Annotated in this window: 11 protein-coding genes and 1 pseudogene; 10 read left to right on the top strand and 2 right to left on the bottom strand. The window is 60.0% G+C overall.

The annotated features are described in order from the left end of the window. Positions 1–2,100, bottom strand: a complete 2,100-nt coding sequence (locus tag GCT13_RS31955; RefSeq protein ID WP_152765000.1) for a hydantoinase/oxoprolinase family protein — start codon at positions 2,098–2,100, stop codon at positions 1–3. Positions 2,101–2,475: 375 nt separating this feature from the next. Here GCT13_RS31955 and GCT13_RS31950 point away from each other — a divergent pair, with 375 nt between their 5' ends. From GCT13_RS31950 to GCT13_RS31940, 3 genes are all read left to right on the top strand, one after another. Continuing rightward, positions 2,476–3,225 (top strand): electron transfer flavoprotein subunit beta/FixA family protein, encoded by a 750-nt coding sequence (locus GCT13_RS31950; RefSeq protein ID WP_152764997.1) that lies wholly within the window; start codon positions 2,476–2,478, stop codon positions 3,223–3,225. A gap of 36 nt (positions 3,226–3,261) precedes the next feature. Beyond that, a complete protein-coding gene (locus GCT13_RS31945; protein ID WP_152764987.1) occupies positions 3,262–4,233 on the top strand; it encodes an electron transfer flavoprotein subunit alpha/FixB family protein in 972 nt (323 codons plus the stop codon). A 76-nt stretch (positions 4,234–4,309) separates the two neighbouring features. Beyond that, positions 4,310–5,092 (top strand): class II aldolase/adducin family protein, encoded by a 783-nt coding sequence (locus tag GCT13_RS31940; protein ID WP_152764984.1) that lies wholly within the window; start codon positions 4,310–4,312, stop codon positions 5,090–5,092. A 363-nt stretch (positions 5,093–5,455) separates the two neighbouring features. On the opposite strand, the gene GCT13_RS31935 is transcribed toward GCT13_RS31940, so the two are convergent. Further along, positions 5,456–6,367 (bottom strand): LysR substrate-binding domain-containing protein, encoded by a 912-nt coding sequence (locus GCT13_RS31935; RefSeq protein ID WP_152764983.1) that lies wholly within the window; start codon positions 6,365–6,367, stop codon positions 5,456–5,458. Between the two features lie 156 nt (positions 6,368–6,523). Between GCT13_RS31935 and GCT13_RS31930 the strand changes: the two genes are divergently transcribed. From GCT13_RS31930 to GCT13_RS31900, 7 genes and pseudogenes are all read left to right on the top strand, one after another. Continuing rightward, a complete protein-coding gene (locus tag GCT13_RS31930; protein WP_152764981.1) occupies positions 6,524–7,552 on the top strand; it encodes a DUF1338 domain-containing protein in 1,029 nt (342 codons plus the stop codon). A 1-nt stretch (position 7,553) separates the two neighbouring features. Continuing rightward, positions 7,554–10,496 carry an FAD-binding and (Fe-S)-binding domain-containing protein gene (locus tag GCT13_RS31925; RefSeq protein ID WP_321574750.1) on the top strand — a complete coding sequence of 981 codons (2,943 nt, stop codon included), beginning with the start codon at positions 7,554–7,556 and terminating at the stop codon, positions 10,494–10,496. 471 nt (positions 10,497–10,967) lie between these two features. Next, positions 10,968–12,119 (top strand): branched-chain amino acid ABC transporter substrate-binding protein, encoded by a 1,152-nt coding sequence (locus tag GCT13_RS31920; protein WP_152765048.1) that lies wholly within the window; start codon positions 10,968–10,970, stop codon positions 12,117–12,119. Between the two features lie 272 nt (positions 12,120–12,391). After that, a complete protein-coding gene (amaB, locus tag GCT13_RS31915) occupies positions 12,392–13,891 on the top strand; it encodes an L-piperidine-6-carboxylate dehydrogenase (protein WP_321574749.1) in 1,500 nt (499 codons plus the stop codon). 119 nt (positions 13,892–14,010) lie between these two features. After that, positions 14,011–15,176 (top strand): annotated as a pseudogene (locus GCT13_RS31910) (NAD(P)/FAD-dependent oxidoreductase). 342 nt (positions 15,177–15,518) lie between these two features. Next, positions 15,519–16,739: an aminotransferase-like domain-containing protein gene (locus GCT13_RS31905; protein ID WP_152765046.1), complete on the top strand. Its 1,221-nt coding sequence runs from the start codon at positions 15,519–15,521 to the stop codon at positions 16,737–16,739. Positions 16,740–16,758: 19 nt separating this feature from the next. Continuing rightward, a complete protein-coding gene (locus tag GCT13_RS31900) occupies positions 16,759–17,508 on the top strand; it encodes an electron transfer flavoprotein subunit beta/FixA family protein (protein ID WP_152764977.1) in 750 nt (249 codons plus the stop codon). The last annotated feature ends 5 nt before the right edge of the window (positions 17,509–17,513 follow it).

Below are 17,513 nucleotides of genomic sequence, written 5' to 3'. Positions count from 1 at the left end.
TCAGCGGGTGGCGTTCGGTTCTTTGGCGACGACGAGCAGACATCCGTCGGGCTGCACCATCGCATCGAACGACGAGGTGACGAGCGTCGAGGTCTCAGGCTCGACGATGATCGCAGGTCCCGTCACGCATTCGCCCACTTTCAGCGAACCGCGTTCGACAATGGCTGCTTCGACGAAACGATGCAGGGCCGCGTCGAAAATCATGCGGGTCTTTGCAGCGGCTACGGTCTCGCGTGACGTCACGAGTTGCAGGCGCTCAACGGGCGGCATCGGCGAGCTTGCCTTCACGGCCCAGCTGACGATTTCGATGTCGAGACCATCGATCGGGCGGCCGAAGAACTGCGTATAGGCTTTCGTGAACGCATCCGCGAAGGTAGTGCGATCGTCGGTGGCGAAATGGCGGCGTGGAATCGTCACGGGGATTTCCCAGCCCTGGCCGACATAGCGCATGAACGCCTTGATTTCGACGAGCGGCTCCGCATCGCCCGAGCCTTGCCGCGCGAAGTGCACGGCTTCTTCGCTCAACTGGCCGACGATCTCGTTCAATGCATCGGCATCGAAGTCGTTGAAGCGCATGCTCGCGCTGCGCACGCTTTCATAACCGAACGGCGCGCGCAGAAAGCCGATCGCAGAGCCGACGCCCGCGCCCGGCGGCACGATGAACTTCCGGATGCCGCTCTTCTCGCACAGACGCGCCGCGTGTAGCGGGCCTGCGCCGCCGAACGTGATCATCGTGTAGTCGCCGATGTCCTTGCCGCTTTCGACAGCATGTACGCGCGCCGCATTGCTCATGTTCTCGTCGACGACTTCGGCGACGCCATAGGCAGCTTCTTCAGCTTTGAGATCGATTGCGCCGCCCACTTCCTCGACCATCGCGGTGGCGGCGTTGTCGGTGGAGAGCTGGATTGTGCCGCCAGCGAAATTGGCGGGATCGAGGCGTCCGAGCAGCAGATCGGCGTCGGTCACGGTCGGCTGCGTGCCGCCGCGCTGATAGCACGCGGGGCCGGGCTCCGATGCCGCGCTATGCGGGCCCACGCGAATCTGGCGCATCACGTCGAGCGAAGCGATTGAGCCGCCGCCCGCGCCGATTTCGACCATCTCCACGACGGGGATCGAAATGGGCATGCCGCTGCCTTTCTTGAAGCGATAGGTGCGGGCGACTTCGAACGTGTTGGCCGTCTTCGGCGTGAGGTCGTCGATCAGGCAGATCTTGGCGGTGGTGCCGCCCATGTCGAAGGAAAGCACACTGTTCAGATCGTAACGCGCTGCGATGTGCGCGGCGAAGATCGCGCCGCCCGCCGGCCCCGATTCGACGAGGCGAACCGGAAACGCGGAGGCGCTTTCGATCGAGACGATGCCGCCGCCCGAGTGGATGATAAACAGCGGGCAAACTGCGCCCGCTTCGCGGACCTTGCCGAGCAGGCGATCCAGATAGGACTTCATGATGGGACGCACGTAGGCGTTTGCGCAGACCGTATTGAAGCGCTCGAACTCGCGAATCTGCGGCGACACTTCACTCGATATCGACACGGACACGTTGGGCAGACGCTTCTCGATCGCATCGCGCATCATGCGTTCATGCACGCCGTTCGCGTACGCGTGAATGAAACCGATTGCGACGCTCTCATAGCCGCCTTGCCCGATACGATCGACGATCGATTCGATTTGCGCTTCTGTCGGTGCGAGCAGAATGCCTCCTTGCGCGTCGATGCGCTCGCCGAGCGTGAAGCGGTCGCAGCGCTCGATCAGCGGCGGAGGGAGCTTGATGTTCAGATCGTATTGCTCGAAGCGGTTTTCCGTGCGCATTTCGATCGTGTCGCGAAAGCCTTCCGTCGTGACAAAGGCCGTCTTTGCACCGCGTCGCTCGATGAGTGCGTTGGTGGCGAGGGTGGTGCCGTGGATGATGACGCCGATATCCTGCAGCGCGATACCGGCCTTGTCCGCAACGATGCCGATGCCTTTGATGATGGCGCGTTCGGGCGCCGTGTAATCCGTCAGCACCTTGGTGGAGAACAGCGTTCCACCGAGTTCGAGCGCAACGTCGGTGAAGGTTCCACCGATATCAACGCCAACCCGTGCCTTGTCGTGACTGGCCACCATGACTCTCCTGTTTAACCAATGACATGTGCCGGGGGTGTCCCAGCGAAAAATACCGCCGACGAACGCTCCGGCAGTGCTTCGTGTCCTTTCCTCATGAAACACCGGAAGTACGATTTTTTGTTCGTTGACATATGATGAGTGACGTCTTACAGTGCTGTCAACACGAACAAAATGAATTTCGTATCCAGGCTATTTTTGATTGCTCCTGTTTCTTTGTAAAGCACGGTTTTATAAGGGTTTTCGTGAGCTTTCGTGGTTTGGCTCGGTCTGCGGCCGAGGCGCTGCGAGTGAGGAGGCGGAACGGTAGTGGACGCGAAAAATCGGGATTTTTCATAAATTCGGGCACACTGAGGGCCCGACGGCAGAGGAACAACGATGAAGGTTTTGGTGCCAGTGAAGCGGGTGGTCGACTACAACGTGAAGGTCCGCGTGAAGTCGGATGGGACGGGCGTCGACATCGCGAACGTAAAGATGTCGATGAATCCGTTCGACGAGATTGCCGTCGAGGAGGCGGTGCGCCTGAAGGAAGCGGGTGTCGCTAGTGAGGTCATTGCCGTTTCATGCGGAGTCGTGCAGTGCCAGGAAACGCTGCGCACGGCGCTGGCCATTGGTGCTGATCGCGCGATCCTCATCGAATCGAATGAAGACCTGCAGCCGCTGGCCGTGGCCAAGCTGCTGAAGGCGCTGGTCGACAAGGAACAGCCGCAGCTGGTGATTCTCGGCAAGCAGGCGATCGACGACGATTCGAACCAGACAGGCCAGATGCTGGCCGCGCTGGCGAACCTGCCGCAGGCGACTTTCGCATCGAAAGTCACGGTTGCGGATGGCAAGGCGACGGTGTCGCGTGAAGTCGATGGTGGTGCGGAAACGCTGTCGCTGAAGCTGCCCGCTGTCGTGACGACGGATCTGCGCCTCAACGAGCCGCGTTACGTGACGCTGCCCAACATCATGAAGGCGAAGAAGAAGCCGCTCGAGACCGTGAAGCCCGAGGAGCTGGGCGTCGACGTGACGCCGCGTCTGAAGACGCTGAAAGTCAGCGAGCCGCCGAAGCGCTCTGCTGGCGTGAAGGTGCCGGACGTGAAAACGCTGGTCGAGAAGCTCAAGACGGAAGCCAAGGTGCTTTGATCGACGCGAATTTTGCGGAAAGCGGAGACGAATGAAATGACGATTCTGGTAATTGCTGAACACAACGCACCGAAGGGAGTCCCCGTGGGGGGCAACGCGTCGATCAAGGCCGCGACGCTGAACACGGTCGCTGCCGCGCAGAAGATCGGTGGCGATATTCACGTGCTGGTCGCGGGCCACAACGCACAGGCAGCGGCTGAAGCCGCATCGAAAATTGCAGGCGTAGCGAAGGTGCTGCTCGCCGATGCGCCTCAACTCGAAGCGGGCCTCGCCGAAAACGTCGAAGCGACGGTGCTGACGCTTGTGCAAGACCCGGCGAAGGACTATTCGCACATCCTTGCGCCCGCGACCGCTTACGGCAAGAACATCGCGCCGCGCATCGCCGCGAAGCTCGACGTCGCGCAGATCAGCGACATCACGGCGGTCGATAGCGCGGACACGTTCGAGCGCCCGATCTACGCTGGCAACGCGATTGCAACAGTTCAATCGCAAGACCTGGTCAAGGTCATCACGGTGCGCGCAACCGGCTTCGACCCGGTGGCAGCAGAAGGCGGCAGCGCATCGGTCGAGAAGATCGACGCCGCAGCCGATGCAGGCATCTCGCAGTTCGTGAGCCGTGAAGTGACGAAGCTGGACCGTCCGGAACTGACGTCGGCGAACATCATCGTGTCGGGTGGCCGGGGTCTCGGCAGCGGCGAGAACTACACGAAGATTCTCGAGCCGCTTGCCGACAAGCTCGGCGCGGCGATGGGCGCATCCCGCGCAGCCGTCGATGCGGGCTACGTGCCGAACGACTATCAGGTCGGCCAGACCGGCAAGATCGTTGCGCCGCAACTGTACATCGCGGTGGGCATCTCGGGCGCGATCCAGCACCTCGCGGGCATGAACGACTCGAAGGTGATCGTCGCGATCAACAAGGACGAAGAAGCGCCGATCTTCAGCATCGCGGACTACGGTCTGGTGAGCGACTTGTTTGAAGCAGTGCCAGCCCTCGTAGCCGGGATCTGAACGGCAACCGAAACAACAAACCTGAGCGCGCGGTATCGCTGCGCGTTATGACTATCGAACCCGGAGAGCATCCAGCATGATTTCCACGACCGATCCGCATACTAATCGAAAACCTCGAAACGTTTCCCAAGCCGAGTGGGACACACGTGTGCAACTCGCGGCAGCCTATCGGCTGGCAGCAAAGTTCGAACTCACGGATCTGATTTACACCCACATCTCGGCCCGCGTGCCCGGCATCACCGACCAGTTCCTGATCAATCCCCATGGCTGGTTCTTTGACGAAATCACGGCATCGTCGTTGGTGAAGATCGATGTCAACGGAAATCCGATCGGCGATGATCGCTTCGAAGTCAATGCTGCGGGCTTCACGATTCATAGCGCGCTGCATCAGGCGCGACACGACGTCGAGTGTGTCGTTCATCTGCATACGACGTACGGCATGGCCGTCGCAGCGATGGAGTGCGGTCTCCTGCCGTTGAACCAGATCAGCATGCAGTTCTATAACCGCGTGGCGTATCACGAGTACGAGGGCATTTCGCTGGAACTCGATGAGCGCGAGCGCATAGTCGCATCGATTGGCAGCAGAGACTATCTGATCCTGCGCAATCATGGCCTTTTGACTACGGGCCGCTCGGTTGCAGAGGCATTCACACGCATGTTCTATCTGAACAGGGCTTGCGAAATTCAGGTGGCGACACTGTCAGCGGGACAGAAGGTCGTCATTCCTTCTCCCGAGGTGTGCGAGCACGCCGCGAAGCAGCACGATGACTATGCCTACCTCGGTACGGTGCATCTTGACCGCGAATGGACGGCGTTGCTGCGGCTGCTTGAGCGTGATGGCGCGAACTATCGGGTTTGATATCGGATATACCCGTAGTGATTCAAGGAAGAACGCGCTGCCCGTCGGGAACCTCAGCTCGAGCGACGAACGAGGTTCATCATGCCGGTTCGGGGGAAGTGAAAACTGGTTGTACTGCAATGGCGCAAGTCGATCTGTGGACCAAGCGCTCACTAATGAGACCCGCTCCCGGTCTGGAGCGCGGTGTGAGGCCAGGATATTTACGGACCGGTCGAACAAAGAGGTCCCGTGCTGTTGCAGTTCTTCGATTATCGGCAGGTACGGGTTACCGTTTGCGCGCGCATTGGCGATCACCGCGCCCCTCGATGTTGCGTAGACGTCGCGACCATGTGCGCTGGTGTCCAGCTCGCGGTGTCGCGCTTGTCACGCCGGCTTGTGGATCGCGTTGTACGCGCTGGCCTCTTCGAGGAGCCACGCTCTGAAAAGTTCGAGCGGCTTGCCATGGCTGAGTTCGGTCGGATAAACGAGGTAGTAGGCTGAATCAACCGCGGAGGCCACTTCGAACGGAATGACAAGGCCCTGCTGTTTCAGATGCCCATCGACAAAAAATTTCGGAACCAGCGCGATTCCTAGTCCCGCTGCTGCGGCGGCAATCAGCATCGTGTACAACTCATAGCGCACACCTTGCATCGTCGAATTGTCCTCGACGCCCAAATCGAAAAACCAACGCGTCCATGCGTCGGGGCGAGTCGTGGAGTGAAGAAGCGGATAGTTGAGCAACTCGTGCGCTTTTCTTATCGGTCTGGATAGCAGCGACGGCGCGCAGATCGGTACGACTTCTTCCCCGAACAGATAATCTGCGGACGTGCCGGGCCAGGTGGGCTTGCCGTAGTGAATGGCCGCCTCGAAGTGCGATTCCTCGAAGTCGAACATGCCGGTCTGCACACCCATGTTGACCCGTACGTCCGGCGTGTGATCGTTGAAGTACCTCAGCCGGGGAATCAACCAGTGCGAGGCGAATGTCGGAAGCACGGCAAGTTCGAGATAGCCGCCGCCGCTGCCATGCGCGATGATCGAAAGCGTATCGCGGTCCAGATTCTCCAGCGCCCGGCGCACCTGCGTGCCGTACAGCCGCCCGGCCCGGGTAAGAACCACGCGCTGCTTCGCACGAACGAAGAGGCGCACGCCGAGGTTCGATTCGAGCGTCGCTATCTGCCGCGACACTGCGCTCTCAGTCAGAAACAACTCCTTGGCCGCATGCGTGAAGCTCTCGTGCCGCGCTGCGGCTTCAAAGGCCATTAGCGCACCCATGTTCGGAATCTTGAACTTGCGCATCTTGGTTCCAAAAACTCATCAAGTGACAATTTTATATCGCTTTACGAGGTCCGCAAGGATTCCAATAATGCGAATCACGTTGGGATCGCCTTCAACTGGAAGGCAGAAGGATGACCCATTTCCGCCTTTGCGGCGGTCTGCTCTGAGAGACAAGCGATGCGCAATGCGAACGTAGAACGTCTGTTGACGAAGCTGCTCGGCAACGAAAAGACTAAACTCCTGTTTTCGACGCTGAATGTCCCGGCTATCCTGCAGGACTGGGAGGACGGTACCGTCACGCGTGCCGAACTGGCGCAAGCCATGAACATGGCGCTTTTCGAGGACCTGCTACAGCGCTCGCCGAACGGACGCACGTACACGAGTGACGCCATCGCCAACGGTGGCTCGGTGTACTTCGACCATGGGGCGCTTCGTACTGTCCGCTGGCCGCATAACGGAGCGCTGCCTCCGGGCGAAGGTGCTTTCACCCGAATCCTGCGTCCGCTGGGTTTCAGGCTGAACGGTCGCTACCCGTTGGACAAGCTCGGCATGACGGGCCGCGCGTACGCGCACGAAGACGCGCCAGACGAGATCGCGCAGTTTTTCGTCAGCGAACTGCACCCCGAGCGGTTTTCGAAGGAATTTCAAACGGCCGTCACCAACGTCGTGAAATCGTCGAAGGACCCGTTGACGCCGCTCGCGATTTCGCAACTGTCGGATCTTGAACGCGATGGCTCGCTGCCATTCGAGGCGGCTCAGGAATTGCTGCCCGTCATCGTTCGCGCATTCGCCCGTCAGCACGACATTCCCAGCGAAGCAGACTATGCAACGCTGCTGCTAGAGTCCGCCGAGATGGCGTGGATTTCGACGGAAGGCAATGCTTTTAACCATGCAACGGACCGCGTGGACGATGTGTTCGCATTGTCGGATGCCGAGAAGGCGAAAGGCCGGCCCATGAAGCCCGAAGTCGAGCGTTCGCGTTCGGGCCGCGTTTTCCAGACGGCGTACCGTGCCGATACGGTCAGGCGTGAGTTCAGGTCCGCCGACGGCAGGACCGTGACGCGGGAAGTGCCGGGCTCGTTCTATGAATTCATTACGCGCAAGCGCGCGTTCGATCAAAAGGAGCGCCGCTGGCAGACCGACCTGCGCTTCGACGCCGGCAACGCGACGGGTATCTTCAAGATGACCGCCAACGCAGCGAAGTAACGTGAAAGCCGCCACACCGTTTCAGGCAAGCAAGAGTCTGCTTCAGGAAGTCGAAGCGGAGCTTCGGAGGTCGATTCGAGGTGAAGTCCGTTTCGATTCCAGTTCGAAGGCCCTCTATGCTTCCGATGCGTCGAACTATCGGCAGATACCGCTAGGCGTCGTCGTGCCCGCCGACGTCAATGATCTCGTTGCAGCACTGGGCGCGTGCCGTCGCAAGGACGTTCCGTTTCTGACCCGCGGCGGTGGCACGTCGCAGAACGGGCAGTGCGTGAACGTGGCGGTGGTGGCCGACGCAAGCAAGTATGTGAACCGGGTCGTTTCAGTCGATCCGGAAAGCAGGACGGCAATCGTCGAGCCAGGCGTCGTGTGCGATACGTTGCGCGACGCTGCGGAAAAGCACGGTCTCACGTTTGCGCCGGACCCGGCGACGCACAGCCGCTGCACGCTTGGCGGCATGATTGCCAACAACTCGTGCGGCGCGCATAGCGTCATGGCGGGCAAGACCGTCGAAAACGTCGAAGCGCTCGAAATCGTCACGTACGATGGCGCCCGCTTCTGGGTCGGGCCGACCACCGACGCCGAACTCGAAGACATCATCGCGCAAGGCGGTCGTCGCGGCGAGATCTACCGCAAGCTGCGCGATCTCCGCGATCGTTATGCGGACCGCATTCGGCACGAGTTCCCGCAAATCAGGCGGCGCGTATCGGGCTTCAACCTGGATCAGCTGCTGCCGGAGAACGGGTTCAACGTCGCACGTGCGCTGGTTGGAACGGAAGGAACCTGTGCCGTTACGCTTCAGGCGAAGGTCCGGCTCGTCCACAGCCCGTCATGCCGCGTGCTGCTTGTCCTCGGCTTTTGCGACATCTATACGGCAGCGGATGCGGTTCCTCATTTCAACCGCTTTGCGCCGATAGCGATCGAGGGTCTGGATCGCGGCATCATCCGGGGACTGCAGACGCGCGGGTTGAAGGCCGAGGAAATTGCGCTGCTGCCCGCTGGCGATGCGTGGGTCGTGCTGGAATTCGGCGCCGACACCATTGCCGATGCTATCCAGCAGGCCAACGATGCGCACGCCTGGTTTGCGGCGGGCGAGGGCGGCGTTGGTGTCACCGGCCTCGTCGTCGAAGATAAAGCGAAGCAGCAGAAGATCTGGTCGATCCGTGAGACGGGCGCCTCTGCTGTATCGCTATCAATCGATCGTTCAAAGCCTGACCCGATGGTTGGCTGGGAAGATGCGGCTGTCGATCCGCTGCGTCTCGGTGATTATCTGCGCCAATTTCAGGCACTCGTTGACCGCTATGGTTACGAGACGTGTCTCTACGGTCACTTCGGCGACGGCTGTGTTCACGCCCGTATCACGTTCGACGTCCGTACCGCTGAAGGGGTGCTGACGTGGCGGGGCTTCCTGCGCGAGGCGGCGCAACTGGTGGTCGATTTCGGCGGTTCGCTCTCTGGCGAACACGGTGACGGTCAGGCGAAGGCAGAGTTTCTGCCCATCATGTACGGCCCCGAAATCATGCAGGCGATGGAAGCTTTCAAGGCCATCTGGGACCCGGCGAACCGGTTGAATCCAGGCAAGGTCGTGAACGCCTATCGTGCGGATGAAAATCTGCGCATGGGGCCGTCCTACAAGCCGGTCAAGCTGACTACCCGACTCACGTTCGCGAGCCCTGAAGGCGACGGCATGCAACGCGCAGTCGAGCGCTGCATCGGGATGGGCAAATGCCGGTCACTCGAAGGCGGCACGATGTGCCCGAGCTTCCGGGCCACGAGAGAAGAGAAGTACTCGACGCGTGGGCGTGCTCATCTGTTCTGGGAAATGCTTCAGGGCGAAGTCATCACGAATGGCTGGAACAGCCATGAAGTGAAGGAAGCACTGGACGCCTGTCTTGCCTGCAAGGGCTGCAAGTCGGATTGCCCGACGCATACGGACATGGCGTCGTATAAGGCAGAGTTTCTTTCACACTACTACGAGAAGCATCGCCGGCCGAGGCAGGCGATGTTCATGGGGAGGATCGGACAATGGGCGCCATTCGCGAGTCGTTTTCCGTGGCTTATCAACTTTTTGGTGTCGACTCCGCCCTTGGCTCGTATCAGCAAGTGGTTCGCTGGCGTCGCGCCGCAACGCAATCTGCCCGTTTTCGCGCCTACGACGTTCAGAGCGCTGGCAAGCCGGCGTGGCATGGCGAACGGTAGAACCGTTCCGAAGCACGCGAAGAAGGTCATCCTGTGGGTTGACACCTTCAACGATCATTTTTCGCCGGAAATCGCAACGGCCGCCTTCGATGTACTGAGCCAGATCGGTTATCAGGTTGTGCTGCCCCGCAAGCGGCTTTGCTGCGGGCGGCCGCTCTACGACTACGGGCTTCTTGACGAAGCGAAAGCCTTGCTACGCAGCGCCGTCGATGAACTGGCCGACGATGTCCGCACAGGCGTGCCTGTCGTTGGGCTCGAGCCGGGTTGTCTCTCCGTCTTCAAAGACGAACTGCTGAAGCAGTTGCCCGATGACGTGATGGCGAGAAAACTATCCGCGCAGACCTTCCTCTTCTCGGACTTCGTCGCGCGCGCGGACTTCGACTGGCCGAAACTCGACGCTGAAGTGGTCGTGCACGGTCACTGCCATCAAAAGTCGCTGTTCGGGATGAAGGGCGAGACGATGCTGCTGGACAAGCTTGGCGTGAACTGGAAGCTGCTCGATACGGGATGCTGCGGGATGGCGGGTTCATTCGGATTCGACGCCGGCCACTACGACCTGTCGATGAAAATCGCGGAAGACAGGCTGCTGCCGCTGGTGCGCGACGTGCCATCCAACGCCTTCATCGTGACGAATGGATTCAGCTGTCGCGAGCAGATCGAGCAGGGGGCAGGGAAGACGCCACTGCACATCGCCCAGCTTGCGTTGAAAGCACTCGAGAATATGCCGTCGATCCAGTCGGCGCCTTGACCGCGCGTGACGGGCGACCTGGCCTCGGTGTCGTAAGTCGACGCATCGTGGCGACGAGTTACTCGTCTATATAAATTGCATGCCGAACTAAATGAAGCGGGAGCGAAACACAGGCAGATAACGCTCCGAGCCTTTATCTGCCTCGTCGATGCCGCGTACCGAGCCAATGCATTGCGACCTCTCCCAAGTGACAAACCGTTCAGAAACGCCCGGCCTCGGGAATCTACCGACGCTTCAAAACGACCGCCTTATAGGCCTCGAAGCATTGTCAGCAAAGGCTTGATGATAAAAGCGCATCAGGTCGTGCATAGATATCGTTTGATGCACAGGTATTGGCTACGGACAATCCGCTCACGCCTTCACGCTGATGCCTTTGGCACCGACTCCGACGTGAATGTGAGAGGCGCGCTGGGGCCGTTCATCGTCGCCGAAGTGCGTTTAAACCCGACTACAGATATCAAAGGAATGCCCATGATTTTCCGTCTTCGCACTTCCCCTCGTCTGCTCACTGTCGCAATGTCACTCACGCTGGTTGCGGGCGGCGTGAGCGCACAAGAGGTGGTGGTCAAGGTTGGCGTCGCCAGCCCGCTTACGGGTGGTGGCGCGGCGTACGGCAAAGATATCGAGAACGGCGTGCGCATGGCCGTCGACGAAGCCAACGCCGGGCATCCGACGATTGGTGGCAAGCCGGTCAAATTCGTCGTGGAATCGCAGGATGATCAGAGCGACCCGAGGATCGGCGTTCAGGTCGCCCAGCAACTCGTGGATGACAACGTCGCAGTCGTTATCGGGCACTTCAATTCGGGCACGACGTTGCCGGCGTCGAAAGTCAATGCAAAGGCGGGCGTCCCGATGATTACGCCCGCGGCGACGAACCCGACCATCACGCAGGCAGGACTGAACACGGTCTACCGCGTCATCGCAACGGATTCGCAGAACGCCGGCAACGCCGGGACGTACGCTGCAACGGTGACGAAGGCCAAACGCATCGCCATCATCGACGATCGCACCGCGTTCGGACAGGGCGAGGCCGATGAATTCGAAAAGGCAGCGAAGGCTGCAGGCGGGACCATCGTTGCGCGGGAGTTCACGAACGACAAGGCGGTGGACTTCAGCGCACAGCTCACGCATATCAAGAGCACGAATCCGGACCTGGTCTTCTTCGGTGGTCTGGACGCGCAGGCGGCGATGCTCGTCAAGCGTATGCGTCAACTCGGCATGAAGGCGCAGTTCCTGGCCGGCGGCGGCGTGATGGATGCGAACTTCATCAAACTTGCCGGTGACGCCGCTGATGGCGCGTCGGTCTGGGAATACGGCCAACCACTCGGAACGCTTCCGAAGGGCAAGAACTTCGAAGTGAAGTTCAAGCAGAAGTACGGAGTCGACATGCTTGCCTATGCGCCGTTCGCCTACGACGCAACCTGGGTTGCCATCAAGGCGATGGAGAAGGCCAACTCAGTGAAGCCGGCGGAATACAACGCTGCACTGAAGGCCACGAACTACGATGGCATTACCGGGAAGATTGCATTTACGCAGACGGGCGACCTCAAGAGTCCCAGCTCGACGATGTACCAGGTCAAGAATGTGGCTTGGGCTCCCGTGACGACCAAGACGGCAGACTGATGTCTCGTCCGGGCATCGATTGAAGGAGTGCGGCCTGGCCGGCCGCATTCATGCTGCCACAACGGCATCGAACGCGAAATGGTGTGCATGTTTCCATGCGATATGGCTCCTGTGTTTGCAGGCAAAATTGATTTGACGGCATCAAACCCCAGGAAGCTGCTGCGTGCGTTAAAGGCCTTGAAACCGCGAGTGCGAGTGTTGTAGCCACATGGCGCGCGCATACGGTTTCCTGACGTACTTTATTTCGTATCGGAAATTTGAAGAGGTATCAAGTGAAAGCATCGGCCATCCTCTCGGAACTCGGCATTTCCCACCTCGCGGAAGCTGGCGACATCGCCGTGCATTCGCCCATCAACGGCGAGCTGATCGGCCGTGTTGCAAGCAGGTCGGTTGCAGACATCGATGCGGCACTGGCGAAAGCACAAGACGCCTTCAAGATCTGGCGTAGCGTGCCCGCGCCGCGCCGTGGCGAGCTGGTACGGCTGCTGGGCAACAAGCTGCGTGAACAGAAGCGCGCGCTCGGCAGCATCATTACGCTGGAAACGGGCAAGATTCTTCAGGAAGGCTTGGGCGAAGTGCAGGAAATGATCGATATCTGCGACTTCGCGGTCGGCCTGTCCCGCCAGCTTTACGGTCTGACCATCGCGTCGGAGCGACCGGGTCACCGTATGGCCGAGACGTGGCATCCGATGGGTGTTTGCACGGTCGTCTCGGCATTCAACTTCCCGGCGGCCGTGTGGTCGTGGAACGCGGCGCTCGCACTGGTGTGCGGCAATGCCGTCATCTGGAAGCCGTCAGAGAAGACGCCGCTGACGGCGCTCGCTGTCGACAAGATCCTGCAGGACGCGCTCAAGGAATTCGGCGATGCGCCGGAAGGTCTGACGAGTCTCATCAATGGCGGACGAGACGTCGGCGCGAAGATGGTTTCCGACCCTCGCTCGAACATCGTGAGCGCGACTGGTAGCACGGAAATGGGCCGTGCGGTCGGTATCGAAGTCGCACGCCGCTTTGGCCGCTCGATCCTGGAGCTGGGCGGGAACAACGCCGGGATCATTTCGCATACGGCTGATATGGAACTGGCGCTGCGCGGCATCCTGTTCTCGGCAGTCGGCACGGCGGGCCAGCGCTGCACGACGCTGCGACGACTGTTCGTCCACGAAAGCGTGTACGACAAAACGGTCGAGCGTCTGAAGACCCTGTACAGCAAGGTCGTGATCGGCAACCCGCTGGAACAGCGCACGTTGATGGGCCCGCTCATCGACGAGCCGTCGTTCAATCGCATGCAGGCAGCACTGGAGCAGGCAAAGCGCGAAGGCGGCAAGGTGTTCGGGGGCGAACGTCATGCTGTCGCCGGCAATGAAAAGGGCTTCTACGTGCGTCCGGCTATCGTCGAAATGCCATCGCAGACGGAAGTGGTGCTGAAAGAGACGTTTGCGCCGATTCTCTACGTGCTAAAGTACAACGAGCTCAATGACGCGATCGAAGCAAACAACGCGGCAGTGCACGGCCTGTCGTCCTGTGTCTTCACGACGGATATGCGCGAAAGCGAGCGCTTCCTGTCGGCTTCGGGCAGCGACTGCGGTATCGCGAACGTCAACATCGGCCCGAGCGGCGCCGAAATCGGTGGTGCATTCGGCGGTGAGAAGGAGACGGGCGGTGGCCGCGAGTCGGGCTCCGATGCCTGGAAGGCCTACATGCGCCGCGCGACGAACACGGTCAACTTCTCGTCGGCGCTGCCGCTTGCACAAGGCATCGACTTCAACATCGAATAAAGACGGTCGTCCTTCGAAACCAGCCGGTACGAACTTCTACAGAAGAACGTATCGGCCTACAGCTTTACCGGGCACGCACCTGACAAGCGGCCCAGACAAATTGCAACGTGGAGCAAGTCGTGAGTTCTCAAGTCGTTATCGTTGGCGGCGGAGTGATCGGTAGTTCTATCGCCTACTTTCTGCGCGCTTCGGACCCGACGGTTTCCGTAACCGTTATCGAGCGTGACCCGAGCTACGCGAAATCGTCATCGGCGTTATCGGCCGCTTCTATCCGGCAGCAGTTTTCGACGCCGCTGTCGATCCAGATGTCGCTGTATGGCATCGAATTCCTGCGCAACATCGGCGAGCTGCTCGAAGTCGGCGGGAACAAGCCCGCTATCGACCTTCACGAAGGCGGCTACCTGTTCCTGGCGACGCCCGCAGGTGAATCGACGCTGCGCGAGAACCATGCATTGCAGAAGAGCCTCGGTGCGGATATCGACCTGATGTCGCGAGACGCGCTGAAGGCACGGTTCCCGTGGCTGAATGTCGAAGACATCGTCGCTGGTGCATACGGCATCAGCGGTGAAGGCTGGTTCGACGGCTATGGCCTCGTTCAGGCCTTGCGCAAGAAGGCACAATCGCTTGGCGCACGTTACATCGCAGCGGATGTGACGGGACTGGCGGCCGGAAAGTGACTCATGTGATTGCGAGCGACGGTGAACGGTACGCGTGCGATACGCTCGTCAACGCTGCAGGCGCATGGACGCGCACGGTATCGGAGATGATGGGCATCGACATCCCTGTCTATGCGCGCCGTCGAAGCATCTTCAATGTATCGTCGCCTGCCCGCCTGACCAATGCGCCGTTGCTGATTGACCCGACGGGCGTGTACTTCCGCCCGGAAGGCAATACGTATATTACTGGAACGTCGCCCGGCATTGACAACGACCCGGACGATCTGCCGCTGGACGAAGTCGACCATAACATTTTCGACGAAATCATCTGGCCGACCCTGGCTAACCGCGTACGGGAGTTCGAAGCACTGCGCGTCGAGAACTGCTGGTCAGGCTACTACGAGTACAACGTATTCGACCATAACGCCATCATCGGTTATCACCCGGATATCGATAACTGCGTGTTTGCCAATGGCTATAGCGGTCACGGTTTGCAGCAAGGCCCCGCAACAGGGCGCGGTGTGAGTGAGCTGATTCTCGAAGGCAAGTATACGACGCTCGATCTGTCGTCTCTCAGCTGGTGCCGTGTTCTGGAAAACCGTCCCATTGTCGAAAAGAACGTCGTGTAGTTGTGACGTAGCGCCGCTCCGTTCCGGGGTGGCAATCTCCCTGGTATCTTTTGCTTGGGCCCGACGCTGTCGGGTCTTTTTCTTTCTGCTCGCGAAACGGTTCAACTTCTATTTCAAAAGTGCGGATTCGGGGGAAGTACCGACGGTGTCCAGACCCGCATAAAGCTGGCTGTCAGCGTATGTAGTGCCACGGTTGATGAGAAAACGGCATGACCTGGTGCGTAGATATCGTTTGATGGACGAGTAATGGCTGACCACAATGAAGGCTCAAATTACCAACTGACGCCCACGAGCATCGACGGCCTGGACGACGCGACCGCCCGGCTCTCGGCCATCACCGACATGTACGAATTCACCGCGCCTTTCCAGAGCCCCTCCGGTTCCCCGATTCGAGAATTGTTCAAGTACCTGAGCGAGCCGGGCATGATTTCGTTCGCGGGCGGCTATCCGGCCAGCGACCTGTTCGATGTCGAAGGTCTGGGCGCGGCTGAGGCACGCGCGTATCAGGCTTCCAACCAATGTCTGCAATATGGTCCGACCGACGGATTGCCCGAGCTGAAACAAGAACTGCTCGCGTTGATGGCGCGTCGCGGTGTGACATGTGCGCCGGACCAGCTTCTCGTCACCACCGGCTCGCAGCAGGGCCTGGACCTGTTGCTTCGCATCATGGTTGCGCCGGGCGACGTCGTGATGACGGAGCAGCCGGCCTACCCAGCGACGCTCCAGGCGATGAAGCTCCAACAGGCCCGAATCGTCACCGTGCCCGTCGACGAACACGGCCTCGATGTCGACGCGCTTGCGGCGTTGCTTGCGTCAGGCACGGTCGCGCGTCCCAAGCTGATTTATACGGTCCCGACGTTTGCCAATCCGACGGGGGCAACGCTTACGCGTGAGCGTCGAATCGCATTGCTGAAGCTGGCCGTGAAGTACAGGCTTCTTATCGTCGAAGACGATCCTTATGGCGATCTGCGATTCGCGGAAGACGCTGTCCCTTCGATTCTGGCGCTCACGAGCGAAGTTGAAGACTCGCGCGAGTGGGTCGTGCACTTCGCAAGCCTTTCGAAAATCGTTGCGCCTGGCCTGCGTGTGGGCTGGACGATTGCTCACGCGGAAATTACGCGCCGCTGCGTGATCGCCAAACAGACCGTCGACCTTTGCAGCACGCCCTGGACGCAGGCAACGGCCGCTCAGTACCTGGCAGATGGCGCGCTCGAACGGCATCTGCCGCGTATAACCAGCATGTACAAGCGCAAGAGTGATGCGTTGTGCAACTCGCTGCATGAGAAATTGGGTCATGCCATTCAGTTTCACCAGCCGGCGGGCGGCATGTTCGTCTGGGCTCGCGTTGAGGGCATCGATGCATCCGGGCTGCTCAAACGCGCGATCGCGAACAAGGTCATCTTCGTACCAGGAAAGGCATTCTTCGCGGACAAGATCGACACGTCAGCATTGCGTCTGTCGTTCGCAGCGCCTGGCGTCGAAGACATCATGGAAGGCGCGAAGCGGCTCAAGCGCGCATATGACGAAGCACGAGCGGGCACCATCTCATCAGTTCAATCGTAGCAGGCTGAGGTACTCGGAAATGAAAGTATTGGTTGCTGTGAAGCGGGTCGTCGACTTCAACGTGAAGGTTCGCGTGAAAGCCGATCAGACGGGTGTCGAACTGGCCAACGTCAAGTTCTCGATGAACCCGTTCGACGAAATTGCCGTCGAAGAAGCTGTGCGGCTCAAGGAAGCGGGTCACGCGAGAGAAGTCGTTGCAATATCGGCTGGTCCGACGCAGTGTCAGGAAACCTTGCGCACGGCACTGGCCATCGGCGCTGATCGTGGCATCCACGTGAAGGTCGACACCGAGCTCCAGCAGCTTGGTGTCGCGCGAATCCTGCGCGCGATCTTTGAGCGGGAGAAGCCTGATCTCGTCATTCTCGGCAAGCAGGCTATCGACGACGATGCGAATCAGACAGGCCAGATGCTGGCCGCCCTCGCGGATCTTCCGCAAGCGACCTTTGCATCGCGGCTACAGGTGGAAGGTGGTGTGGCGCTCGTTGCCCGGGAGATCGATGGTGGTGCTGAGACCGTCAGCATCAAGCTGCCTGCCGTCGTGACGACTGATCTGCGCCTCAATGAACCGCGCTACGTAACGCTGCCCAACATCATGAAGGCAAAGAAGAAACCGATCGACGTCGTCGACGTAGCGGAACTCGGCGTCGACATCGCACCGCGCGTAAAAACGTTGACGGTCAGTGAGCCATCCAAACGGGCGGCGGGTGTGATCGTGCCGGATGTCGATGCGCTGGCGCAGATGGTCAAAAGCAAAGTCACGCTGAATTAAGGTCC

This window comes from Paraburkholderia franconis, assembly GCF_009362735.1.
Classification (GTDB): domain Bacteria; phylum Pseudomonadota; class Gammaproteobacteria; order Burkholderiales; family Burkholderiaceae; genus Paraburkholderia; species Paraburkholderia franconis.
Note: the sequence above shows the minus strand (reverse complement) of the source record. Positions and strands in the feature narration are given on the sequence as shown.

Bases quoted from the DNA above. Each gene is read 5' to 3' on its own strand.
- GCT13_RS31905 (WP_152765046.1), top strand. From the start codon at position 15,519: ATGTACGAATTCACCGCGCCTTTCCAGAGCCCCTCCGGTTCCCCGATT.
- GCT13_RS31940 (WP_152764984.1), top strand. From the start codon at position 4,310: ATGATTTCCACGACCGATCCGCATACTAATCGAAAACCTCGAAACGTT.
- GCT13_RS31930 (WP_152764981.1), top strand. From the start codon at position 6,524: ATGCGCAATGCGAACGTAGAACGTCTGTTGACGAAGCTGCTCGGCAAC.
- GCT13_RS31950 (WP_152764997.1), top strand. From the start codon at position 2,476: ATGAAGGTTTTGGTGCCAGTGAAGCGGGTGGTCGACTACAACGTGAAG.
- GCT13_RS31955 (WP_152765000.1), bottom strand. From the start codon at position 2,100: ATGGTGGCCAGTCACGACAAGGCACGGGTTGGCGTTGATATCGGTGGA.
- GCT13_RS31935 (WP_152764983.1), bottom strand. From the start codon at position 6,367: ATGCGCAAGTTCAAGATTCCGAACATGGGTGCGCTAATGGCCTTTGAA.
- GCT13_RS31945 (WP_152764987.1), top strand. From the start codon at position 3,262: ATGACGATTCTGGTAATTGCTGAACACAACGCACCGAAGGGAGTCCCC.
- GCT13_RS31900 (WP_152764977.1), top strand. From the start codon at position 16,759: ATGAAAGTATTGGTTGCTGTGAAGCGGGTCGTCGACTTCAACGTGAAG.
- GCT13_RS31920 (WP_152765048.1), top strand. From the start codon at position 10,968: ATGATTTTCCGTCTTCGCACTTCCCCTCGTCTGCTCACTGTCGCAATG.